General features: G+C 54.6%; 21 protein-coding genes. 10 read left to right on the top strand and 11 right to left on the bottom strand.

The genetic code is table 11. From position 1 onward, the window contains the following. Positions 1-421: 421 nt before the first annotated feature. Entirely contained in the window at positions 422-985 is a 564-nt protein-coding gene (locus tag H6G13_RS20785) for a Uma2 family endonuclease (RefSeq protein WP_190486393.1), read from the bottom strand. Between the two features lie 458 nt (positions 986-1,443). Here H6G13_RS20785 and H6G13_RS20790 point away from each other — a divergent pair, with 458 nt between their 5' ends. Beyond that, a complete protein-coding gene (locus H6G13_RS20790; protein ID WP_190486395.1) occupies positions 1,444-2,316 on the top strand; it encodes a crotonase/enoyl-CoA hydratase family protein in 873 nt (290 codons plus the stop codon). Between the two features lie 239 nt (positions 2,317-2,555). Here H6G13_RS20790 and H6G13_RS20795 read toward each other — a convergent pair whose 3' ends face one another. Next, positions 2,556-3,326 carry an ABC transporter permease gene (locus H6G13_RS20795; protein ID WP_190486397.1) on the bottom strand — a complete coding sequence of 257 codons (771 nt, stop codon included), beginning with the start codon at positions 3,324-3,326 and terminating at the stop codon, positions 2,556-2,558. Between the two features lie 151 nt (positions 3,327-3,477). Between H6G13_RS20795 and H6G13_RS20800 the strand changes: the two genes are divergently transcribed. Continuing rightward, a complete protein-coding gene (locus tag H6G13_RS20800; protein WP_190486399.1) occupies positions 3,478-3,876 on the top strand; it encodes a VOC family protein in 399 nt (132 codons plus the stop codon). A gap of 327 nt (positions 3,877-4,203) precedes the next feature. Then, positions 4,204-5,205: a LysR family transcriptional regulator gene (locus H6G13_RS20805; protein ID WP_190486401.1), complete on the top strand. Its 1,002-nt coding sequence runs from the start codon at positions 4,204-4,206 to the stop codon at positions 5,203-5,205. Positions 5,206-5,259: 54 nt separating this feature from the next. On the opposite strand, the gene larB is transcribed toward H6G13_RS20805, so the two are convergent. From larB to H6G13_RS20830, 5 genes are all read right to left on the bottom strand, one after another. After that, a complete protein-coding gene (larB, locus tag H6G13_RS20810) occupies positions 5,260-6,042 on the bottom strand; it encodes a nickel pincer cofactor biosynthesis protein LarB (protein ID WP_190486403.1) in 783 nt (260 codons plus the stop codon). A 201-nt stretch (positions 6,043-6,243) separates the two neighbouring features. After that, complete coding sequence (locus H6G13_RS20815) at positions 6,244-6,765, bottom strand: redoxin domain-containing protein (RefSeq protein WP_190486405.1); 522 nt, start codon at positions 6,763-6,765, stop codon at positions 6,244-6,246. Between the two features lie 67 nt (positions 6,766-6,832). Continuing rightward, entirely contained in the window at positions 6,833-7,006 is a 174-nt protein-coding gene (locus tag H6G13_RS20820; protein ID WP_190486406.1) for a hypothetical protein, read from the bottom strand. 252 nt (positions 7,007-7,258) lie between these two features. After that, positions 7,259-10,750 carry a transcription-repair coupling factor gene (mfd, locus tag H6G13_RS20825; protein WP_190486408.1) on the bottom strand — a complete coding sequence of 1,164 codons (3,492 nt, stop codon included), beginning with the start codon at positions 10,748-10,750 and terminating at the stop codon, positions 7,259-7,261. Between the two features lie 304 nt (positions 10,751-11,054). Next, positions 11,055-11,882 carry a photosystem II manganese-stabilizing polypeptide gene (locus H6G13_RS20830; protein WP_190486410.1) on the bottom strand — a complete coding sequence of 276 codons (828 nt, stop codon included), beginning with the start codon at positions 11,880-11,882 and terminating at the stop codon, positions 11,055-11,057. Between the two features lie 481 nt (positions 11,883-12,363). Between H6G13_RS20830 and H6G13_RS20835 the strand changes: the two genes are divergently transcribed. After that, positions 12,364-12,693: a hypothetical protein gene (locus H6G13_RS20835; protein ID WP_190486412.1), complete on the top strand. Its 330-nt coding sequence runs from the start codon at positions 12,364-12,366 to the stop codon at positions 12,691-12,693. Positions 12,694-12,768: 75 nt separating this feature from the next. Then, on the top strand, positions 12,769-14,295 hold the full coding sequence (locus tag H6G13_RS20840; protein WP_190486414.1) for a family 10 glycosylhydrolase: 1,527 nt from the start codon (positions 12,769-12,771) through the stop codon (positions 14,293-14,295). Positions 14,296-14,311: 16 nt separating this feature from the next. On the opposite strand, the gene H6G13_RS20845 is transcribed toward H6G13_RS20840, so the two are convergent. Next, the gene (locus H6G13_RS20845; RefSeq protein ID WP_190486416.1) at positions 14,312-15,544 is read right to left on the bottom strand and encodes an NAD(P)/FAD-dependent oxidoreductase; all 1,233 of its coding nucleotides are present in this window, start codon (positions 15,542-15,544) and stop codon (positions 14,312-14,314) included. A 253-nt stretch (positions 15,545-15,797) separates the two neighbouring features. On the opposite strand from H6G13_RS20845, the gene H6G13_RS29240 reads away from it, so the two are divergent. Beyond that, on the top strand, positions 15,798-15,932 hold the full coding sequence (locus H6G13_RS29240; protein WP_277882540.1) for a hypothetical protein: 135 nt from the start codon (positions 15,798-15,800) through the stop codon (positions 15,930-15,932). Positions 15,933-16,058: 126 nt separating this feature from the next. Here H6G13_RS29240 and H6G13_RS20850 read toward each other — a convergent pair whose 3' ends face one another. From H6G13_RS20850 to H6G13_RS20860, 3 genes are all read right to left on the bottom strand, one after another. Then, positions 16,059-17,252: a M23 family metallopeptidase gene (locus H6G13_RS20850; protein ID WP_190486418.1), complete on the bottom strand. Its 1,194-nt coding sequence runs from the start codon at positions 17,250-17,252 to the stop codon at positions 16,059-16,061. A 4-nt stretch (positions 17,253-17,256) separates the two neighbouring features. Then, complete coding sequence (locus H6G13_RS20855; protein ID WP_190486420.1) at positions 17,257-17,871, bottom strand: LysE family transporter; 615 nt, start codon at positions 17,869-17,871, stop codon at positions 17,257-17,259. Between the two features lie 203 nt (positions 17,872-18,074). Beyond that, positions 18,075-18,551: an Lrp/AsnC family transcriptional regulator gene (locus H6G13_RS20860; RefSeq protein ID WP_190486422.1), complete on the bottom strand. Its 477-nt coding sequence runs from the start codon at positions 18,549-18,551 to the stop codon at positions 18,075-18,077. 312 nt (positions 18,552-18,863) lie between these two features. On the opposite strand from H6G13_RS20860, the gene H6G13_RS20865 reads away from it, so the two are divergent. The 4 genes from H6G13_RS20865 (at position 18,864) to cysC (ending at position 23,955) form a co-directional block, all read left to right on the top strand. After that, positions 18,864-20,330: a TldD/PmbA family protein gene (locus H6G13_RS20865; protein WP_190486425.1), complete on the top strand. Its 1,467-nt coding sequence runs from the start codon at positions 18,864-18,866 to the stop codon at positions 20,328-20,330. Then, a complete protein-coding gene (locus tag H6G13_RS20870; RefSeq protein WP_190486427.1) occupies positions 20,327-21,667 on the top strand; it encodes a metallopeptidase TldD-related protein in 1,341 nt (446 codons plus the stop codon). The genes H6G13_RS20865 and H6G13_RS20870 overlap by 4 nt, the downstream gene beginning before the upstream one ends. 396 nt (positions 21,668-22,063) lie before the next feature. Next, positions 22,064-23,251, top strand: a complete 1,188-nt coding sequence (locus H6G13_RS20875) for an AI-2E family transporter (RefSeq protein WP_190486428.1) — start codon at positions 22,064-22,066, stop codon at positions 23,249-23,251. Positions 23,252-23,409: 158 nt separating this feature from the next. Next, a complete protein-coding gene (gene cysC, locus H6G13_RS20880) occupies positions 23,410-23,955 on the top strand; it encodes an adenylyl-sulfate kinase (protein ID WP_190486430.1) in 546 nt (181 codons plus the stop codon). The last annotated feature ends 26 nt before the right edge of the window (positions 23,956-23,981 follow it).

Raw genomic sequence — 23,981 nt, forward strand, 5'->3', positions numbered from 1 at the left:
GCGGGGCTGCCGTAGTGATCAACACCTTGCGGTTCCGAGGCGGTTTCGAGAAAGCCTGAGCCAAAGCAAGAGACTTACCCTCTCTCTTCTCTCCTCCTTCCTCGCCACAAGGGCAGACAGAAATACCCTCAGCTCACTACGGTGCTGATGATGATTGTCGCTCCAGGGTTGAGGCAACGTGGGATTCTTTGGGAAAAGTTTTGTTGCTGCGGTATTTGACCCTCAAAGGCCCGAAAGCCCAAGCCGAGAAAAGGAGACAATTCAATGCGCGCTCTACATCTTGAGGCCATGTCTTAACGTGAACGCCCTAAACTTCCGGCTATGAGCTTTGCGATCGCAGCCCCTTCCTACCAATCTAAATGTGCCGCTGCTGGTGGAGTGCATGAAGAACCAAGCCCTCTAGCTATGGCTAAAGTTTTTTCTACTCCAGTAGCCAGCCAAAGACAATTCCCACGCTCAGGTCTAGTTCGTTAGCCAAGGCTGGAACAGGAAGCCTTTGGCCAGGCTGATCAAAGACTTCTGGCTGCTGTTTAGGTAGATATACAAACACCGTCTGCTCATCGGGGTCGATTAGCCAGCCCATTTGAGTGCCGTGATTGAGGCAGTGCAGAATATTTTTAGTTACTTTGGTTTGGCTTTGGTCAGGCGAAAGAATTTCGATTGTCCAATCAGGCGGGATTGAAAAAGCATTAGCAATCTCACCATTTTGGTCGCGTGGAATTTTGCTCCAGGTAAAGACAGACACATCTGGCACGATAGACCGTCCACCAAAAGTGCAGCGCAGCTCTGAAAAGGCTCTCGCTAGTTTCTGAGGCTTAAGATTTACATTGACAACGGTAGAAAATTCTGTCTGGATAGTGCTGTGCTTTCCCTGCGGCATCGGCTTTTGGATGATTTGCCCATCAATGTATTCGCTGGCAGGCTTGGTTTCTAGCAGCTTCAGAAACTCCTCTAAGGTGATGGATCTGGATGGAGTCTGTACCATTAGCGCTTGCCCAGGAAAGGAAGTTAGGTCAATTTTAACGTCTAGCGCTTCGCTAGGGCGTTCTATGAGGGTGCGATCGCAATTTTAGAGAAGTGCGTGATAACTGCCAGCAGAAAATTTCGAGCAAAAAGTTTTTAGGGTTCGCGGGATAAGCATTGCCCTGTCAAGAGCCCTTGCTATATTCCATCAATTTAATCAGTAATTAATATTACTAAAACCAATAGACAAGCTGAAATCTCTAGTGTTGACGTGAGTTGCTTACAAAAAATTCACCTACTTTACATAGCTACTGGAGATCTCTGTATGCTATGCAAAGCAGTGACACAGCACACGATTTGTAAAGTTCTCATAGATTTTATTGGCCAAGTTAAATCTTTGTTATCTATCTTACTCATGAGGGGCATTTCCAATGGTATATTTCCCTGAGTTTTGGTGCACGTAGTCTTAGGTTTTGAAATATGGCTTCGGTTCTCGAAAAGTCTCATCTTGGAGGAATTAATCAGCATGTTTCCCCTCAGCTAGCCTCAGATTTTGACTCTGCTCTTAATGCCATTTGGCTATACTGGCAGCCAAACCCAAGACCCTGTTTCAATTTGAGTTTTCTTCAGGAATTAGAATCTTTTGGGAAGTTCATTGAGTCTTCTCAGGGTAAGTTTGAGTATCAGAATTGTATACACCCAATTGACTATGTTATCGTAGCTTCGAATGTTCCGTCCGTCTTCAATTTGGGAGGAGATTTAGAGCTCTTTGCGCAGCTAATTCGAGAAAAAGATTTTCCTGGGCTACTGCATTACGGGCAGCTTTGCGTCGAAGTTTTGTATAGAAACTATATTGCCTACAACTTACCGCTCACAACCATCTCATTGGTGCAAGGTCTATGCTTGGGCGGAGGGTTTGAGGCCGCTTTATCAAGTGATATTATTGTGGCTGAGCAAAGTTCACGCTTCGGTTTTCCAGAGATTTTATTTAATCTTTTTCCAGGGATGGGAGCCTACTCACTGCTAAGCAGGCGGGTGGGTCAGAAGCTAGCCAGTGAAATTATTACGAGCGGGCATCGCTATACAGCCGAAGAGTTGAAGCAGTTGGGGCTCGTTGACATTGTGGTTGAAGATGGAAGCGGCATTCAAGCTGTTAAAGAACTCGTTGCTAAACATAAATCACGGAGCAATGGCTTTCAAGGCATATCTCAAGCGAGGCGAATTATGCACAACCTTGAGCTTGAGGAACTTCTTGAAATTGTAGAAGTTTGGGCCGAGCGAGCAATGCATCTCACTGACAGGAACTTAAAGCTGATGGAGCGATTTGCCAGGTCGCAGAGTCAGTTGACTTAAGCTGAAAGGCTCGTAAAGCCTGCAGAGTAGGTACTATCCAGCAGCCTTAAAGGTCTAGGACATAATTAAACCTAGCCTTTCAGCTTACCTTGTCTAAGTTGAGGGGTTAGGGGATTGGGGAGGGGTCGGATCCTCTCTTTTCCCCGACTAGTCTTAAGTCCTACATAACTGCAAAATGGGCTGATTTCTCAGCTTGCAAGAGACAGTATCAAAAAAAGCAGCTGAGTTCAACCGTATGGCTAGGAAATGTCTGGGTCGCGAGACAATCTCTGGCTCAGCAGCACCAACCCCACCGACACCAGCAAAATCAAACAGACCGTGGCATTAATTTCTGGCGTCATGCCAAAGCGTAGCCGCGCCCAGATCTCCATTGGCAGCGTGTTGTCTTGCCCGGTGAGAAAGATGGTCACAATAATCTCATCAAAGCTGAGGGTAAAGGCTAGCAGAGTCCCCGCGATCAGGGCCGATCGCAAGTTGGGAAACAGCACTCGCCAAAACGCTTCCCAGGGAGCTGCTCCCAGATCTGCCGCCGCTTCTTCTAGACTCTTGGGCAGCTGAGCAATCCGCGCTGCCACCGTATTAAAGACCACCGGAAAACCAAAGGTCGCGTGGCCAATAATCACCGTCCACAAACCCAGGGGAATATTCAGCGCCGCAAAAAAGCTGAGCATCGCCACCCCGGTAATAATCCCTGGCAGCAAAATCGGCATCACCACAGCCGCCCGAAACAGGCTTTTGCCATAGATCTGGTTGCGCTGTAGGGCCAGTGAAGCGAGGGTGCCAAGGAGAGTTGCGATCGCAGTTGCCACCACCGCCACCTGCACACTATTACCCAATGCCGTTCGCAGTCGCTCATCTGCCAGCGCCTGCTGATACCAGTCCAGCGTCCAGCCCTGAATCGGCAGCGACAGCACCCGCCCCTGGCTGAAGCTAAAAACCACAATCACCACAATGGGCAGATACATAAAGAGAAAGACCAGCAAAGTCGCGCCGCCCAGCAAAGCTCGCATAGGTTGAGGTTGCTACCAGAATGCTTTTTACTTTAGCGCCCCGTGTCTCCTCCTCTTCCCACTCAACATCCTCTTACACTAGAATGAACTCATAACGAGTATGAGTAAGACGGTGTGAGAGGCCTGCTTTACTTACCCCCTTGGAGGCTCTATGAAACTTAATCGCTTTGAGCACATTAACCTGGCCTGCAAAAACCTCGACGCAACACAAAAGTTCTACCAAACCCTCTTCCCTGATTGGCGCGTGCGGGCTCAAGGGACTGGGCCAGACGGCAGCCGTTGGGCACATTTTGGCAACGATCAGGTCTATCTAGCACTCAATGACGAGCCCGAAAGTGAGCGCCATCAGCAGCCCTACGAAGGCATTGGCATCAACCACCTCGGCTTTGTCATTGACAGCGGCGAAGAGCTGAAGTCCCTCCTGGCAGAAAACAACATCGAGTTCTATACGATGTCTGCTCCCGAAACGAAGCACCGCATTTACGTCAGCGATCCCGACGGCAACGAAATTGAATTTGTCGAATATCGTGAAGACTACGCTTTGCGCTAATCGCCACCACAGGTCTTAAAAACGATTGACTGATTAAAGGCCCGTTTCCCTGCTCGTGTTCTGCAGTGGGTGAAATGCCTGATGCGGCCCTGCCTAACCTACAGCAGGGCCGCTTAGAATAGGTGCCTAGGCGGAGTCAGGCATCAGGATGTCATACCGAGACGCGTATCTAGCGTAGGAAAAACGAGCCGACAAAATGGAAAAAATTGTGACCTGCAACCCACTTGTTGGCAATGTTGGGCTGAAAAGCATAGAAAAATACAATACGAATGCTATGTTTTGATAGAATGTAATCTATTAAAGTTGGTTGAATATGGAGGCGGATCGTTGATTCACGCGACGCTACACCAGCTCAAGGTTTTTGAAGCGACTGCCCGACATGGGAGCTTTACCCGCGCTGCCGAAGAATTGTACCTGACCCAGCCCACTGTCTCGATTCAGGTCAAGCAGTTGACCAAGGCGGTGGGGCTGCCCCTGTTTGAACAGATTGGTAAGCGGCTCTACCTCACCCAGGCTGGGCAAAAACTGCTAGAGACCTGCCAACAGATCTTTGAAGGGCTAGACCAGTTTGAAATGTCTGTAGCCGACATCAAAGGCATGAAGCAAGGGCAGCTTAGGCTAGCAGTGATCACCACAGCTAAATATTTTACGCCACGGCTGCTGGGGCCTTTTTGCCAGCGCTTTCCCGGCATCGACATCTCATTAAAGGTGACCAACCACCAGCACATCCAAGAGCGGATGGCCAATAACGAAGACGATCTCTATATCATTAGCTCTCCACCAGAGCAGCCTGACCTGAAGATTCATCCTTTTCTAGAAAATCCTCTCGTGGTGATTGGGCCAAAGAATCACCCATTAGTGGACAAGTCTAATATCTCTATTCAGGCCCTCAACGGTGAACCTTTCATCATGCGAGAACCCGGTTCGGGCACTCGTCAGGCAGTGCAAAAGCTATTTAGCAAGCACAAGGTAGACGTTAAAGTGCGGCTAGAGCTAGGCAGCAACGAGGCGATCAAACAAGCGATCGCAGGGGGGCTTGGCATTTCAGTCCTGTCGCTGCACACAATCATCTCTGAAGGGACAAAAGGCGAATTTGCCATTCTCGATATTGAGCACTTCCCCATTGAGCGTCACTGGTATGTGGCTAACTTAGCTGGTAAGCAGCTCTCAGTGGTAGCCGAAACCTTCCTCCAATATTTGCTGGAAGAAAGCCATGATCTGGCAGATAAATTTCTCCCCGGCATCAAACGGCCTAGTTCGCCGCAGCCCAACGGTCATCGGCCCGAGGCTCTACTGACCACTGCCGGAGGAGCCAGCCTGCAGGACTAGCCTGCTGGTGTCTCCGCATTCCCTGGTCTCTCAGATCTCCCTAGTCTCTCAGATCTATGGCAAGGTTCGGTTTAGCCGAGCTGCCGTTCTGAGAATTTGCCCTGCCAACACCGCTGCACCAAAGCCGTTGTCAATGTTGACTACGCCAATTCCCGCCGCGCAGGAGTTGAGCATGGTCAGCAGGGCGGCTAGCCCGTTGAAGCTGGCCCCATAACCGATGCTGGTAGGTACGGCAATCACCGGGCAGTTTGCTAACCCGGCAACCACGCTAGGCAGCGCCCCCTCCATACCTGCAACCACAATCAAAACATCGACTTCATCCATTACCTGGCGGTGCCGCAGCAGCCGGTGCAGCCCTGCCACGCCTACATCCCACAGCCGCCGCACCTGAAAGCCGGAAAGCTCTGCCGTGACTGCGGCTTCTTCGGCCACGGGCAGGTCGGCAGTACCTGCTGTCAGCACGCCAATAGTACCCGCATGGTGAGGGGCCATGTTGAGCGGCACCAGAGCACAGATGCGGGCGGCTTCGTAATAAAAAGCTTCAGGCAGCTCCGCGTGAATCTGGTGGTAGACCTCTGGCTCAATGCGAGTGGCCATGACAACAGGAGCATGGTCGCGCATGCTTCGCATGATCTGCACAATTTGATGGACGGTTTTGCCCGGTCCCCAAATCACCTCAGGAAAGCCCGTGCGTAGAGCCCGGTGGTGATCGACTTTGGCAAAGTCTTCTACAGGCTCAAATTCTAAGTATTTAAGTTTGTCAAACGCCTTTTCGGGGCTAAGCTGGCCTGCGGCAACCGAATCTAGCAAACTACGCAGCGCGTCGGGTTGGGTCACTGTCTGTCTCTCTGTTAGCGAGATCTAGCCTAGCGCTAACGGCTTCAGGGTGGCATAGGTTCAACTACACTGAGCAGGCAATCTAGAGTCTACTGGTCGGGAGCGAGATACGGCTGTTCTACAGCTACAGATGTGACACTGGGTGCAGGCCCTTGCGCCCCTACCAAAAATTTCATGTAGATTGACTGTGGGGAATGGGAATTACCATTCTGGCGGGAAACATTCGGGGCAGCGCATGTCGATGAAACCTGCCCAGTCCCGAATTTCGGGTTCGCTGGGCAGGTCATTAGCATCTGCGGCAATAGTTTGGGTATAGAGTTCGCCAAAGCGATCGCAAACAAACAGACCTACTGGCAGCGGCTCCTCCACCGGCCCAATGTAGCGCCGTAGCACCCGACCTTCCCCATCGTGCAGCACTGGAAAGGGGACAGGAGCCTGCGCTAGCCAGTCTTGCAGGCGTTCGAGGGAACCGGATGAGATGGCAAGAATTTCAGTCTCGACACTCTGGTAACGCGAATACTGCCGGGCAAAGTCTAGTAATAGCTGACAGCACGCCGGACAGCTAAGCCCAGGAAAGAAAAAAATAACCAGATGCTTCCTTTGCTTGTACTGCCAAGACTGAACAGCACCGCTGCGGTTAACCGCAGGTAGCTCAAACGGAGGAATCAGATCTCTAGGGTTTAAGGCAGAGGACAAAGGGCAGAAGGGAGGATTAGCGGTCATAGGCAGTAATGGCTTTCCTACCTGCATACTATATGGCCCCAACGACCCCATGAATAACTAGGTCAAACTATCTGGCAACGTGCTGAGCAACGGGCTCAACCGGATTGGCTACGAAATGGTCGAGCAGCAGATCTGACGCGTGGACAGAGGCAACCCGCAGAACGATGAAAAACAGCCCGATGGCAACTAGCTCAAGCACAGTCAGTTGTCTAGGTCTTGAAGCAAACTTAGAGGTCTTCATAGGTCAGTGTGTCCTTGTTGCTCTCAGGTCATACTCGTTATGCTTTTATAAACTAATCATAGTCATAACGAGTATGACTTAGCAAGAGGGTTCTGAATTTTAGTCTGCGTACTAGACAGCGCAGACTCCAGTAGAGTTTTAGCCGCAGCCGTTTCTTTATCTGTTGCATTGAGCTATGCCACAGATCTTGCCGCAGACCAAAAGCCTCGTGCCTCTATCTCACACTTCACCTTAAGAGGGGTTTTAAACCAACTACACACCTACTAAAGATTGGGGAATGGCTCCCTGGAGGTGAGTCAACCACTCGACTAGGCTCTCTACCTGCTTTTCGGGTTTGAGGGCACCGAGGCCGCGCACGGTGACTTTGTTGGGGGTGTAGACAAAGCGCGATCGCAAATGCGCGGGCAATTTCTCCTGCAGCAGGTTCCAGGCCGGTTCTTCCATCGGTGTTTCCAGAATCACGTGCTGCTTGCCCTCGGGCTTGATGCGGGAGAACCCGACCTGCTTGGCCAGCAGCTTCAGCTCCATCACCTTAATCAGTTGCGCGGTGGCATAGGGAATGGGGCCAAAGCGGTCATTCAAGTCAGCGGCAATTTGCATCAGCTCGACCTTGCTATTGGCTGAGGCCAGCGATCGGTAGGCTCCCATCTTCTGATCCAGGTCGGGGATGTAGTCATTGGGCACAAAGGCAGTGACGTTGAGATCCACCTGGGAATCTTCTACCTTGGGAATTTCTTGGCCTCGAATTTCTGCGATCGCTTCTTCCAGCATGTCCATATAAAGGTCAAAGCCGATAGCATCCATCTGGCCCGACTGCTCGACGCCTAGCAGGTTGCCCACACCTCGAATCTCCATATCGCGCATGGCCAGCTGGTAGCCCGAACCGAGCTGGGTAAACTCTTGAATCGCCCGCAGGCGCTGCCTCGCTTGGGGGCTGAGGGCCTGCTGTTTGGAGTAAAACAGCCAGGCATGGGCCTGAGTTCCGGCGCGACCTACCCGGCCCCGCAGCTGGTAGAGCTGGGACAGCCCAAAGCGGTGGGCATCTTCAATCAAAATTGTGTTGACGCGGGGAATATCTAGGCCCGACTCGATGATGGTGGTGCAAACCAAGATGTCGGCATCGCCATTGCTAAAGGTGAGCATGGTCGATTCCAGCTCGCCTTCCTGCATTTGGCCGTGGGCGATGGAGATGCGGGCCGTGGGCACCATTTCGCGGATGCGGGCAGAGACTTCCTCAATGCCTTCGACTCTGGGCACCACGTAGAAGATCTGGCCGCCCCGGTCTAGCTCCTGGCGAATGGCGGTGCGAATCGGCTCCGGATCGAGGGGAGCCAAATGCGTTTTAATCGGGCGACGCGAGGGTGGCGGGGTAGTGATCAGGCTCATCTCCCGCACACCAGAGAGCGACATATATAAGGTGCGAGGAATCGGGGTGGCGCTCAGAGTGAGCACGTCTACCTGGGTCTTGAGCGACTTGATTTTTTCTTTTTGGTTGACGCCAAAGCGCTGTTCTTCATCGATTACGAGCAGGCCCAGGTTCTTGAAGTTCACCCCCTTGCCCAAGAGCTGGTGAGTGCCGACCACCACATCCAGTTCTCCAGTCGCCAACCGCTGCAAAATGTCTTTTTTCTCCTGCTGACTGCGGAAGCGGTTGAGCAGCCCCACCTGAATCGGGTAAGGCGCAAAGCGTTCCTTCAGGGTGTGGTAGTGCTGCTGGGTGAGAATGGTGGTGGGAGCCAGTAAGGCCACCTGTTTATTGGAGGTAATGGCCTTGAAGATAGCCCGCAGCGCCACCTCGGTTTTGCCAAAGCCGACGTCGCCACAGACCAAACGATCCATCGGGCGCTCGCTCTCCATGTCGCGCTTAACGTCTTGCACCGCCTTGAGCTGATCGGGGGTGGGCTGGTAGGGAAACGACTCCTCTAGCTCAGCCTGCCAAGGCATATCGGGCGGATAGGCATAGCCCTCCATCTTGGCCCGCTGGGCATAGAGCTTGAGCAGATCGACCGCCACTTTCTTGATGGCGTTGCGGGCCTTGCCTTTGGTCTTTTCCCAGGCCTTGCTCGACATTTTGTTGAGCTGAGGCGGAGTCTCGGTAGTGGCCCGGTAACGCGACAGGGCATTGAGCTGATCGGCAACTACCCGCAGCAGTCCGTCGGCATATTGAATGACCAGGTACTCCCGAGTCTCGTTGCTGAGGGTGAGGCTCTCTAGCTTGAGAAATTTGCCGACGCCGTGGCTACGGTGCACCACGAAGTCTCCCGGCTTCATCTTGTTGGGGTCTACCTGCTTAGAGGCAGCCCGCCGCCGCTTACGCACATAGCCGGGCGTAGCCAGGGTATGCTGACCAAAAAATTCTCGGTCGGTGACAATAGCAATGCGGAAGGTGGGCAGCACAAAGCCTTCGAGTTCGGCCAGGCCGGAGTATTTCACGGCAACGGGGACGTGCTGGCCCTGGAGTTTGTCGATGGCCGGGAAGTCGCGGGGGTTGGGCACAAACTGAGCCGGGCAGTCGTGCTCCTGCAGCAGCGAAACGGAACGCGAGGGTTGGGCCGAGACTAGCCAGATGGCAAAGTTGCGATCGCGCTCTCCCCGAATCGTCTCAGCCAGCTTGCCAAACTGGTGCGGAATTGCCGGCACCGGGCGGCTAGAGAGATTTAGTCCCTTGCCTTCTTCAGCCAGCTCGCTCAGGTGAACCCGCTGAAAGATCTCAGCCTCGGTCAAAGACTCGTTAAAAGATCGATGAATTTTAGGCAGCTGTGGCGCTTCTACGTCAGCATTGACCTCAACCCAGTGGTCGTTAACGTGCTCTAGCCAGCGATCGCTGTGGGCGCGGCATTGATCAGGTTCATCCAGCGCAATCAACGTGTTTTCCGGCAGATAGTCCAGCAGCGAAGCAGGCTGAGCAAAGGCCAGACCCAGCCAGCGACGCGCCCCCTCTGGGACAATGCCACTATCTAGCCCCTCCTGCGCTTCTTCAGAGAGCAGCTGCTCTACCAGTCCTTGCTGGCGCAGCGACTCCAAAATTAGCGGGGCGTAGTTAGTAGGCGTGAGCACTAGCTGGTCAATGGCATCTAGCGATCGCTGAGTGCTGGGATCAAATTCGCGCAGCCGCTCCAGCTCATCACCAAACAGCTCCAGGCGCACCGGCAGCTCAGAAGCCACCGGAAACACATCAACAATGTCGCCGCGCTGGGCCCACTGCCCTTCGGTTTCAACCGTTGGGACTTTTTCGTAGCCCAGTCGGGCTAGCTGAGTGCCCAGTTCCCGCAGGTTTAGCTCCTGATTCTTGACCAGCGTTAGGCAATAGGGCTGGAGCTGGTCAACTGGGGGCAGGTGGGGCTGGAGTGCCCGTTCAGTCGCCACAATCGCTAGGGGTTTAGCACCCGATCCAGGGCTGCGGGTGAGCTTCAACAGATCTGCCAGCACCTGCAGCTGGCCCCAGGTCATCTCCGATTCTTGGTCAAAGGGGTCGTAGGGCGAAGCTTCGGAAGTGGGATAAAAGTGAACTGTGGACCAGTTCATCGCTTCTAGCTGAACGGCCCAGCGTCCTGCTTCTTCTAGAGTGGCTGTGACCACCAGCAGAGGGGCCGTCTGGGCGCGAGCTAAGGTGCTGGCCACCAGGCCCTTCGGTAGGCGGGCCGCCCCATTGAGGTGAAGCTCGCCCTGCTGCTTAAGTTTGCTGAGCAGATCAGCCGTTAGAGCAGATCGCTCCAGGGTACGGATAACAGACGAAAAAGCCATAGCAGTCAGGTCGAAGGAACGGGCAACACAAGCACCCCCCAACTAGGTTTAGTCGGGGGCCAAGCAGACTTAAAGAGTACCGGATGCAGCTTAAGGCAATGCCTAATAGCCGCAGTCCGTATTCACTATTGTAATAACAAAGATTGTAGGGGCGGGTCTAGCAAACCCCTTCCGGCCACCGCAGAGATCTTTGCAAGACCTGCCAGATCCCTGCAACAGTCTCTTTAGGCAAGAAAAGATAATAAAAAGGAGGAAGCCTAGACTTCCTCCTCAAGTTGGGTATAGACCAATTGACTAAGACCGCCTAGGCAGCCTCTTCAATGCGGCCATAGAAAACGCCCCGAAGCTTAATCTCTACAGGCTGAGCGGTACCCATGTCAGTGTCAGAGGGCTGAACTGCTTCAAAGGTGCCGCCAATCTCGCCACTGTAGGTGTCGATCTTGGAAATTTGCAGGGAAATGTGGCCGTCGCCAACGTCAAAGGCTTTGACGTTTTCCCGCTCCAGTTCGTCATCACCCCGTCCGGGGAGAGCAACAGCGGTGTCGTATCCGGTTGCTAGACCACGACCTTTGGGGTCAAGGAAGTTAGAAGTCCGGTAGGAGGGAACGCGGTAGTCGCCCTCAAAGTCGGTCGAAGTGGTGACGGCATTCAAGCCGGATTGAGAGTGGGCCACCAGTCCTTTGACAGTGAACAGGAAAGGCTCTTGCTGCCCCCCAGGCAGCTGAACGGTAATGGCCTGGAAGTCAATGCCGTCTTTTTCCAGAAATGTGAAGCTGCCATCAGCTTCGGGAATCAGGTCACCGCGCACCTGATCTAGGCTGGAAGTTTTGCGGGTTACGACTTTACCAGGAACGAAGGTGGCTTGTTGTCGCTTAGAGACCATCTCCTCTTTGACAAAATAAGCCGTGGGTTCCAGACACATATCTACAATCTGGTAAGACTTGCCTGGCTCAACCTCAATGCTGCCCCGCCGAGTTTCCCCTAGTTGGGGGCACTTGTTGGCCAAACCCGTGTTGCGGATCTGGTCATAGGTCAGAGCCACATCGCTGGTGGCGGAAGGAGCTTCGCTACAGGCAGTTAATACACTCAGGCAGATTGCCAGGAACGCAACGATTAGGGCGCGATACCTCATGGTCAACCTCAAATCAATATGATTAAAGTCGCTGTCAGTGCGGGTTTGAATGACATCGGCTCTGAACCATCAGCAAGACATCAACAGTGCTACGGAAATGTCAGGGCCAACAGCGACCGTGACGGAAGCCCATCAACTGTTAAAGACTTCTTAATAACGAGAGGCCAAACTGGCTTTCCCGTCATTCAGAACTCCCTCAAATAGACGCCAAATGCTTGATAGAGCCTCAACTAAGTATTCTATATGCCTCTGTGACCATTTTTTGGACGACGGGGCAAAGCATTCTCGCTAATGTGGTTTTCTGCCATAGAGCTACGATTGATTGCGTCTTGAGTCAAAGATAAATTTAGGGGCAGCTCTCGCGACTGGCCTCAAATTTCCCCTATAAATCAGGGCTTGATGAATTCCTAAAGCGGTTGACTAAACACTGGCCTAACTGCCGCTAGAGTTAAGGGAAGTCTTGCAGCGATAGTCAATCTCTATGAAAGAGCCGCTTTTCCTTGAATTGGATGGGACGCTTCCAGAGGATCTAAAGGATATTGCCCGTTACATCGAAGCGGCTGCTCTAAATCGCAGTAATGACAGCCTAGAAATCTTGTCTTTGCTGCGGGTTTTGGAGTATCTGCATCGAGAAATCCGAGATACCCTCTTTCGAACTTCTCTGCCGGAAAATCGTCAGCAGCTTTATGCGCTGCTGCGAGACATTGAGCTGAATGGAGGCTGGCCCTATATTCAGCGCATGAAGTTGCGATCGCTCCTCGAAAACATGCTTTTAGAGAGCGCCAACGAAGATTCGCAGCTTTCAGAATAGCAGTGCTAAGCTTAGCACTGCCTGACCGGGTAGCCTGGTCAAGACCGGGGTTTTGTTGGGAAATTGGAACGTTGCATGGGTATTGGCAAAAATTGGCTCAGCCGTCTGCGAGCAAAAAAGCTGCGAGGTCTGTTGCTGGGAATCAGTATGCTGAGTCTAATCAGCGCTGGCATTCAGCCAACGGCGGCTCAGGCGCAGCAGCTCAATGTTTACTGCCAAGTGTCACAGGCTGAGGCAGTCCGCAAAGAAGAGCTAAGAAAAGCAGCCTTTGAAGGCAATGACAGTGCTCGCCAGGAATACAGCACTCTGGTGCAGCAGCACGCTGATCGGTTAAGAAACTGCCGCACCCAAAACTGGCCTAGCAACCAGGCGGTCTGGGTACGGCTCTACCCTTGTGATTTGCAGCCCGGCATCTTAGAAGCCGTGCTCGATCGAATGGTTAACCTGGGCTACAACCAGGTCTACGTCGAAGCTTTTTATGGCGGCCAGGTGTTGCTGCCCCAGGCCGACAATCCAACGGTCTGGCCTTCGGTGGTGCAGTCACCCGGCTATGAGCGGCGCGATCTGCTGGCAGAGTCGATTGAAAAAGGGCGGCAGCGGGGCATGCAGGTCTATGCCTGGATGTTTACTCTCAACTTTGGCTATTCCTATGCCCAGCGCCCCGACCGACAGCAAGTGCTGGCCCGCAATGGCCGAGGCATGGATACCCTGACCTTTGCCCGCAGTGGAGGCACCAGCAACTCCGACGAAATCTTTATCGACCCCTACAACCCCCAGGCTCAGCAAGACTACCAGCGCATGCTGCAGTCAGTACTGCGCCGCCGTCCGGATGGGGTGCTGTTTGACTATATCCGCTACCCACGCGGCAATGGGGCTGGCTCTGTCGCCGCTAGAGTCGATGATCTCTGGATCTACGGCGATGCCTCGCGCAACGTGCTGTTTCAGCGGGCCCTAAATCAACAAGGGCTAGAGCTAATTCAGCGCTACATCAGCCGGGGTCACCTAGTCGATTCAGACCTCGACCAGGTGGGGCAGCTCTATCCAGCAGAGCCAGAACCCCTCTGGCAAAGCAAAACGCCCTCTGCCGTCAACCCCCTGCCCCCGGCTTCGGTGCGCCGACCAGCACTGCAAAGCGAACTGTGGCGCTTCAGCGTGGCCCATGCCGTTCAGGGCGTGATCGATTTTCTCAATCAGGTGGCTCAGCCCGTTCAGCAGCAGGGCATTCCGGCAGGGGCCGTATTTTTCCCTAACGGCAATCAGACCGTGGGCACCGGCGGGTTTGACTCACGCCTGCAGTACTGGGATCGCTTCTCGCCCTCTTTGGAATGGCACCCGATGGCCTATGGCGTCTGTGGCAACACGGGCTGCATTCTAGATGAGATTCGACGCGTGCTGGACGCGGCAGGTTCAGGCGGACATCAGTTTGTCAAACCCGCTATTGCTGGAACCTGGGGCCGCCCGACCAACAACCGCCCGGCTCTAGAGACGCAGATGGAGGCCATTCGCCGAGTGGCACCCCAGATTAAAACGGTTAGCCACTTCGCCTATTCTTGGCAAGATGCAGAGTTTGATCGGGTGCGGAAGTTTTGTCAGTTGAGGTAAGGGTGGAGGAGTCCTCCTACCCCATCGCCTGTCCCGCTAACCATCCCGTCGTCCAAGCGTTCTGAAAATTAAAGCCGCCGGTAATGCCGTCGATGTCCAGGATTTCTCCAGCGAAGTAGAGGCCGGGGCAGAGGCGGCTCTCCATTGTTTTGAAGTCAATTTCCTTGAGACTGATGCCGCCGCAGGTGACAAATTCATCTTTGAAAACGCCTTTGCCTGCGATCGCAAACGCCCCCTGCTCCAATTCCTGTATCAGTGCCTGCAGTCCAGCTTTGGGCAGGTTGGCCCAGGTTAGGGTCTCTGCCAGGTTGGCCCGCTCTAGCACGAGGTACTGCCAGAGGCGACGGGGCAGATCAAAGGGGCAGTAGTTAAGGACGAGTTTTTTGGCCTGCTCAGTCTTGGTAGTAAGGAGCGCTTGTCGCAGGTTATCGGGCGACTGGTTCGGTAGCCAGTTCACGGCCAGCGTGCCCAGGTAACGACTCTCGTGGAGAGGGCGAGCTCCCCAGGCGGAAAGTTTGAGCACGGCAGGGCCGCTAAGACCCCAATGGGTAACGAGTAGTGGCCCTGTCTGGGTCAAGGGTTTTTGGCCCGGCAGCTTGAGGGTGAGCACGACCGGATCGACGGCCACCCCGGCCAACGCCTGTAGAGCTTTGTCTTTAACGTTGAAGGTAAACAGGGAAGGCACTGGGGAAATGACGGTGTGGCCCAGCGATTGGGCTAGGGCATAGCCAGTGGGGTGACTGCCGGTGGCTAGGAGAATGCGATCGCAGTTTAGGATTTCTTGCGATCGCAAAACCAGTTCAAAGCCCTCGTTCACTCGCTGCAGAGAACGCACCGCAGCCCCCGTCCTCAGCCTGACTCCAGCTCGACCTGCCCGATCCATCAGACAATCAATGATGGTGCCAGAATCATCTGTGGTGGGAAACATGCGGCCATCGGCCTCGGTTTTCAAAGCTACCCCCCGGCGACTAAACCAGTCCACCGTGTCCTTAGCCTGAAACCGGCTAAAGGCACCCCGCAGCGCCTTGCTGCCTCGTGGGTAGTGCTGCGCCAGCGCAGCCGGTTCAAAGCAGTGATGCGTGACATTGCAGCGCCCCCCACCAGAAATGCTCACCTTAGTCAGCGGGCTGCGACCCGCTTCTAATAGCTCAACCTGAGCCCGAGGGTGCGTCTCAGCACAGACAATTGCGCCAAAGAACCCAGCAGCACCCCCACCAATCACCACAACCCGCCGAGAACTTCCCACCATCTGCCTTCAAACCCTCATTAGGCCCCTATCCAGCCTACCTGTCTGCCAAAGTTCTGTGCCGTGGATCAACAACTTGCATTTTATTGCCGTACATTAATAAATATGAAGGTACAAAGGCGTCAGAGCGTTTCTCAGGCGATCCCTAGCTTTCGTAGTGATGATTGCCAAAAGGTCGCTTCGCTAAGGCAAAGCGGCCTGTTTATTGGGCAAAGATCCAGTGAATCGTTTTACGCAGTAAGTAGGGCTATCAGCAATGGCAGACAAAGATCAGATCAAACGACATATCGCAATGACCACCCAAATCAGCCTCAGCAGCATGCCTAACATGAAGGGTGATCAAGAGCGCAAAGCCCGCATCAAAGAGCATGTCAAAAAGAGCCTAGGTTAATTCTTAGGCAATTATTTCCTGCCAAACCAAGGCTGACGTCTCGGTTTGGTTTTGTGGTAGGGCGCAAACTCTTGCGCCTTTTTTATTAGGTCTAGCCGTTCAAAAACAGCCCTCGCACCGAAGCCCCTAGAGAAAACCCATCGGGTCAATAGGGCTACCGTTGCGGCGCACCTCAAAGTGTAGGTGAGGCCCAGTGGAGAGGCCGGTAGAACCCACTGCTGCAATCGGCTGTCCCTGCTGAACCGCCTGCCCCTCTTGCACAAACAGGCGACTGGCGTGGGCATAGAGCGTAGACAGCCCATCGCCATGGTCAATCACTACCGCCTGACCATAGCCGCCATACCAGCCCGAGAAAATCACTCGCCCAGAATCTGCCGCTCGAATCGTTGTCCCGTGGCTTGCGCCAAAGTCAACCCCCGAATGGAACCGACGGGAGCCTAAAATCGGGTGAACCCGAGTGCCAAAACCGCTAGTGAGGCGAGCACCTGCCGGATAAATAAAGCGCCCTGTCCCTCGAATAATGCCGGTCTGGGCCGCTACCTTTTCCCGAATTAGATTGGCTAGCTGCTCCGATTCACGAGCTAATTGGGCCTCTGCCGCTTCTAGCGCACCTCGCTCGTTTTTCAAGCGGGCAATCATGCTTTGTTCTGAGGCTGCTTCCTGCTCATACTGCTGCTTTTGGGCCAGCTGCTGCTGCCGCAGCAAAGCCACCTGATTCTTTTGCGCTTCTACCCCCGCCTTTTGCTGGTTGATGTCGTCGGTGCGGCGCTTAAGCTCGTCCAAGACGTTCTGGTCGGCCTGATACACCCGCTTGAGCTGGTAGCGGCGATCTAGAAACTCATTAAAGTCATTGCTCTGCAGCAACACAGCCCAACCCTCGCTGCCCTGCTGCCGCTGTAGAAACTGCAGCCGGGCAACCGTTGCCTGTTGCATGGACCGGAACTGAGCTAGCGCCTGTTCAAGCTTGGCCTGGAGGTCTTTGAGCTGTTTCTCAGCCTGGCTAAGCCGATATTCTGTTTCCGTAATCTGGTTAGCCGTAGCAGTAATGTTTTGCTGAAGACCCTGCAGGCGGTTCTCGGAGGTGGCCTGTTCAGTCTGCAGGCGATTTTGTTCGTTTTCTAGCTCAGCACGCTTTTTGTTGATTTCCTGCTGCTGCTGCTGAAGTTGCTGAACGGATTGAGCCACCTCCAGGCCTGGCGAGTCTAAACGCGCGCCCACCGGAACAGCCGTCAGGCTCACTAGCACAAGAGCCAGCAGCAGGGCAATCCAGACCCATCGCCAAGGATTTCCATGCCGCCACCGGAAGCTTCTTACTACCATTCCCTCACCTCACTGTCAGGGCCACGATGCCGAAGGCAAAAATTGCCACGCCAGCCAGCCTATTTAACCACCTCAGCCGCTTAGGACTGAACGAAGTCCGAAAAAGATTCACACCCCAACTCAGCAGCACCCACCACAGGGCAGAGCCCAAAAAAACGCCAATCACAGTCAGGCTGGCACCAAAGCGGCCCGACCCCGACTCGGCAATGCCCAGCCCAGCAAAAATAGCAATGAACGAAAGAATAGTCGCGGGATTGGTCAGCGTCAAGGCAAAGGTTGAAGCATAGGCCCCAAATAGGCCCCGGCTGGTAACATTAGCCGCCGCTTCTGCTGGCTTAGCCAAAAAGGTAGTGATCCCCAGATAGCACAGAAACAGTCCACCGATCAGGCGCAGCCAACCTGTCTGGTCCACCAGCAAGTCAGCGACAAGCGTTAATCCAAAAGCCCCAACCAAGCCGTAGAGGCCGTCAGCAGTCGCTGCCCCTAGGCCAGAAGCCAGCCCCATAAGCTGCCCCTGAGCCAACGTTCGGCGGATGCACAGTAGCCCAATGGGGCCAACGGGGATGGCTATAGACAAGCCGAGGAGTATGCCTTTGGTGAGGAAGGGGAGGGGTTCCATGGGGGTAGGGGTGGATGGTTGAAGGGTGAAGGGGCAGGGAAGATGGACTCTGTAGGTTGGCGTCAAGCGCAGCGCGACTCAACTCTCTACAAAAGATGAGCCTTGCTGGGAAAGGCGGAATATGGGAACACAAGAGACCCAAGGGAGGTAAGAGATCTCCCAGCTCTTTATCCACCCATCCACCCCCTACCTCATCCACCCATTCACCTATCCCTCCCCAACGTCTCCCCCATAGGCAACACCGGAGTCTCCTTCAGAGTGGAGAGGACTATCGAGGTGCGGGTTTTGACGACGCCAGGGATCTCCTTGATCACATCGCTGATTAGGTGCTCTAGATCGCGCGTGTGGCGGCAGCGCACCTTTAGCAGGTAGTCGTCTTCGCCTGCCATGTGGTGGCATTCCTGCACCACGGTTAGCTGATCGATGTGCTCTAGGAAGGTGGATCGTTGGCCCGGGCGCTCTAGCGTGACTGCGATGAAGGCTGTCAGGTCATATCCCAGGCTGGCAGCGTTGAGAAGGGCGGTGTATCCCTCAATGACGCCTGCATCTTCGAGTTTCCGGACTCGGTCGGCGGCAGCGGGAGAAGAAATACCCAGTTGATTTGCCAGTTCTGCCCAGGTCATTCGCCCAGAGGCGGTTAAGCAGGACAGTATTGTGAGATCGATTTTGTCCAGCTCCATGGCTTTAAATCTCTAAACCGTTTCCTCTCTGTGACTTACATGATAACCAAATTAGCTATTTCTAGCTTTTATTAAAAGGCATATCCTGAAATCTACTTTTTATTTTATTGATAGAAACCTCTAACTTCTTCAGCCGTAGAGGCAGGAACCTGGGAGGGCCGCCGATATCTCACCAGGTTCTTGTACGAGCAGTGAAGTGGAGCGGGAAAAACTGCTTACACTAAAGAACAGTCACTCAGCCAGTCTGGCCCGTAGATGGGGTCGCTGGCTCAGTGTTTTAGGTTTTCAATCAGGGCTTGTGGGCTGGAGCTTATGTCTATCGGGTTTGGATCGGATAAAACGTTGGCGTCTTTAGCCAGGGTGCTAGAAGGAATTGATTTACCCGCAGATTGGATTGGTATCCGAGGGGTCAGAGAGTCAATAACGCGGCGAATGATGCGGGACGGACACCCTGAGGACAATATGCGATCGCTCGACCAGGGAGCCATGGTCGAAGTGCTGGCCCACGGTCAGTTTGGCTATGCTGCTACCAACCGGCTGACGCCGGAGGCGCTGCGGGCAGCGGCAGTCGCGGCCTACCAGCAGGCAGTCGCGGCCAGTGCGCTGCGTCTCCATAGCTTTTCAGTAGAGGCTCGCCCCCCGGTGGTGGGGCAATACTATTCCCCTCAGCAGCAGCCTCTAGATGGATTGTCACCGGCCGAGCTTTGCGAGCTTTTGAGCAAGATCTGCCGGGAGCTTAAAGTGTCTGAGCAGATTATGCAAACCAACGCGACGGCGATCGCCAACCAGACTGAGTCGTGGTTTGTTAGCTCCAATGGGTCTGAGGTTTATCAGCAGTTGGCGCTGCTGGAGACACACTTTAGCGCCACTGCCCAATCTGGATCAGTGGTGCAGACTCGCACTAACAACGGCTATCTGGCCCATAGCTACCAGGGCGGCTGGGAGCTGTTTCCGCAGGCAGCGCTATGGGAGCAGATAGATCGAGTGGCCCATCAGGCGCTGGAGCTGCTGACAGCAGAGGAGTGCCCAACTGAGACATCGACCTTAGTGCTGGCCCCTGACCAGATGATGCTGCAAATTCACGAAAGCGTCGGCCATCCCCTAGAGCTAGATCGAATCTTGGGCGACGAGCGCAACTATGCTGGGGGCAGCTTTGTAAAGCCCACTGACTTTGGCCAGTTGGCCTACGGGTCGCCGCTAATGAACATTACCTTTGACCCGACTGTGGCCGGGGAGTTTGCCAGCTATGCCTATGACGATACGGGTGCTCCTGCAACTCGGCAGCATCTAATCCGGCAGGGTCGCCTTGAGCGAGGGCTGGGCAGCTTGGAGAGTCAGGCCCGTCTGGGGGTAGAGGGCGTAGCCTGTGCCCGAGCTTCTTCCTGGAATCGCCCAGCAATTGACCGCATGGCCAACATTAACCTAGAGCCAGGGGAAACGTCTTTAGCTGACCTGATTGGCTCGATCGAGCGAGGCGTGTTTATGGAGACCAATCGCTCTTGGTCAATCGATGATCAGCGCTATAAGTTTCAGTTTGGCTGTGAATATGGTCACCTGATCGAAAACGGTGAACTGACTCGGCCTGTGCGCAACCCCAACTACCGGGCCACCACTCCCGACTTCTGGCACAGCCTAGTGCAGGTAGGCGATCGCAACACCTGGGAAATGTACGGCACGCCCTACTGCGGTAAGGGAGAGCCTAACCAGGTCATTCGGGTGGGCCATGCTGCTCCAGTGTGCGCGTTTGAAAATGTAGAAGTATTCGGGGGTGCCCAATGAGTCGTTCTGTGGGCTGGGAAAGCACATTTAATCAGATTGCCGAAGTTCTTAATCAGTATGTTGAGCGGGGGGAGCAGGTGCTGCTGCACCTGGTGGCTGAAGAGAGCCAATTTACCCGCTTCAACCGGGGCCGTGTGCGGCAAACAGGGCAAGTCAGTGATGGTCAGCTGGAGCTAACGCTGATCGGCTCGGGGCGAGTGTGCGATCGCATCTTGCCCTTCACCGGCGACAAGGAAACTGACTGGCCCCTGATTGCTGCTGCCCTAGTCGAAGCCCGCCAAGAACTGCCCCAGCTGCCAGAAGACCCGTTTCTGGTTACGCCCCGAGGAGCCGCCACCAGCCGGGAGGAATACCCCGGCCAGATTTTAGAGGCAGCAGCAGTGCCCGAGGCCATTCTCGCGCCCCTAACAGGCACCGACAGCGCTGGGCTCTATGCTGGGGGCCGCTGTATACGAGGGTACGCCGACTCTCTTGGCCAGCTGCACTGGTTTGAGACCGAGACTTTTACGCTAGACTACTCCCTCTTTACAGCAGATGGTCAGGCCGTCAAAGAAGTCCTGGCCGGAAACTATTGGGATGCTGCCCAGTACGAGCGCCAAATCGAAACCTGCCGCCAGTTTCTGGGGCTGATGGGGCGTTCGCCCAAAGCAGTGCCCCGAGGGCAGTACCGCACCTATCTAGCCCCGGCAGCCGTAGCCGATCTGCTCAGTATGTTTTCCTGGGGTGGCATCAGTGAAGCCGCCCTGCGGCGTTCGGGCGGCGCTTTAAGAGCACTACAGCAGAACGAGCGGCAGCTCTCACCAAAGTTTCACCTGCGAGAAAACTTTGGCCGGGGTCTGGTGCCTCGGTTTAACCAGTGGGGAGAAGTGGCCCCTACTGAACTGCCCCTAATTGCCTCTGGAGAATTGGTCAACACCCTAATTAGCTCCCGCACCGCCCAGGAGTACGGGCTGGTCTCCAACTACGCAGTAACGGCAGAGCACTTAAGGGCTCCAGAAGTAAGTCCCGGCACGCTCAACGAAGCCGACATCTTAAAGCAGCTTGACACCGGGCTATATGTCTCCAACCTGCACTACCTCAACTGGAGCGATCAGCCCAAGGGCCGCGTTACCGGCATGACCCGCTACGCCTGCTTCTGGGTAGAGCAGGGCGAGATCGTCGCGCCAATTCAAAACTTGCGTTTTGACGAAAGCCTCTACCGCTGCTTCGGCGACTGTCTAGTGGATCTAACCCAATCCGTAGTCTGCGTGCCCGAAGTCGGCTCCTATGAGCACCGGGCGCTAGGCGGAGCCTGGGTGCCGGGAGTATTGGTGGATGAGTTTACCTATACGTTGTAGAGGTGTAAGGGTGGATGGGTAGGGGGTGGATGGGTGAGAGCATTGGTGGGGTAGGCATTGCCTTATCAAAAGCCTTCGCAGGAACCATGCGGGAATTTAGAAATGTAGGTTGGTGTTGAGCTTGCGTTGGCGTAGCCTCTCCTTCGGAGATAACCCAACAAACTCTTAATGGCGTTGGGTTTTGCCGAGCCTCAACCCAGCCTACGGAACTGGGCCGCGCTGCGCTTAACGCCAACCTCCAGGGCTTACCTCCCCGCATCCCCACATCACGACGTTCCCACCCCCTACCCATCCATCCATCCCCCAAACAACAGCGCCTCGGCATTACCTGATGCACAATAGACAACAGCACAAGAAACACTAATGTGCTGTGTCCTTTTGGGCTGACTCCCTGCCATGCCAGGAATTTCTACTAATCCGGGAACGCCTAACCGACCGCTAGAACAACGTCTGACGATTCCCCTGGGCACAGTGCTGGGGCTGGTGCTGTCGGTGCCGCTGCTGATCTTACTGTGGCAGCTCCGTAGCCTGATTTTTCTGGTGATGATTTCAGTGGTGATGGCCTCGTCTATTGCGCCGGTGGTAGACAGGGCAGAACGCTATCGAGTACCGCGCTGGCTAGCAGTCGTGCTGATTTACCTGTCGATTATTGCCAGCATAGTTGGGGCCGGAGTGCTGGTAGGGCCGACTGTGTTTGAGCAAATCCAGCGGCTGATTGGACTGATTCCGGTGTCGATCAAAAACGTCTATGACGTGATCTCGGCCTGGGCTTTGAATCTCAACAATACGCGCCCGGAGCTGGCCAATGAATTGGTCAACCGGGTGCTCGATGTGCAGGGGCTGACTAGCTGGGCCATTCGCTCTAGCCAGCAGCTGCTGATTCGCTCCTACGGGCTGACGACAGGCATTTTAGGCGGGGTGTTTAGCCTGATTTTGTCTCTGTTTCTGTCGGGCTATATGCTGGCCGACAGCCGCACGCTAATCAACAATCTGGTGCGCCTGCTGCCCCGGCCCTGGGATGAAAGGCTGGCAGCCCAGGTCGGCCCGGTCAGCAACCGGATTGGCAGCTACATTCGAGGGCGGTTTTTGGTGTCGCTGACACTGGCAGTTGTAACGACGATCGGCCTCACCTTTTTGGGCCTGTCTGACTTTGCTCTGGGTCTAGGTGCGATCGCAGGGGTGACTAACCTGATTCCCTTTTTGGGGCCAATTTTGGGAGCCATTCCGGCGCTGGTGGTGGCTGTGCCCCAAGGCGGCTGGGTGTTTCTTTGGGTGCTGCTGTTTTACATCATCATTCAGAACCTCGAGACTTACATCCTCGATCCGCTGCTGGTAGCCTCCTCAGTGGGGGTGCATCCGCTGTATCAGCTGCTGGCAGTGCTGGGCGGAACCCAGGTACTAGGGCTAATTGGGGCGCTGATTGTGCCGCCCTGGGTAGCAGGCGGAGCCGTGCTGTTAGAAAACCTTTACCTCAGGCCCAAGCTCATTCGTGAGCGTCGCCGCTATATGGTCAGTACCGGCCCTAATTCACCGGAATCTGCTGCCGACGCTGCCAATGAATCGATCATTACCAGTCCGTATTAAGGGCTAAACTGGTAGGGATCGCTAGGTATTATTTCCTGCTACTTTAGGTTGAGGCATCCTCGCCACTGAGTTTTGGCAGGGGATTTCGGCTGGCTTGGGTAAAGACTTGGGCTGGCGGCAAAGAGACGTAGTTTGGTTGATAAAGGAGAACAACACCCATGCAACACCGTGGTGTCACCGTCTGGATGACGGGCTTGAGCGGCGCTGGCAAAAGCACGATTACCGAAGCGCTGGAGCAAGAACTGCGCTCCCGTGGCTGCAAACTGGAAGTGCTCGATGGCGATATCGTCCGCACCAACTTAACCAAGGGGTTGGGTTTTAGCAAAGAAGATCGGGACGAAAATATCCGTCGCATTGGCTTTGTCTCCCACCTGCTGACCCGCAACGGTGTGATTGTGCTGGTTTCGGCCATTTCTCCTTACCGGGCAATGCGCGATGAGGTGCGCGATCGCATTGGTGACTTCATGGAAGTCTATGTCAGCGCCCCCCTCGAAGTCTGCGAAGCTCGCGACGTCAAGGGCCTCTATAAGCGCGCCCGCGCCGGAGAGATCAAGCAGTTCACCGGCATTGACGATCCTTACGAGCCGCCGCTGAACCCCGAGGTCAACTGCGAAACCCACAAGGAGACCCTAGAGGAAAGCGTCAACAAGGTGTTGGCCAAGCTAGAAGAACTGGGCTACCTACCGGCTGCCGTCCCAGCATAGGATCAATTAGTAGGCATTCCCGTGGG

The organism is Pseudanabaena sp. FACHB-2040 (assembly GCF_014696715.1).
Lineage (GTDB): Bacteria > Cyanobacteriota > Cyanobacteriia > Phormidesmidales > Phormidesmidaceae > JACVSF01.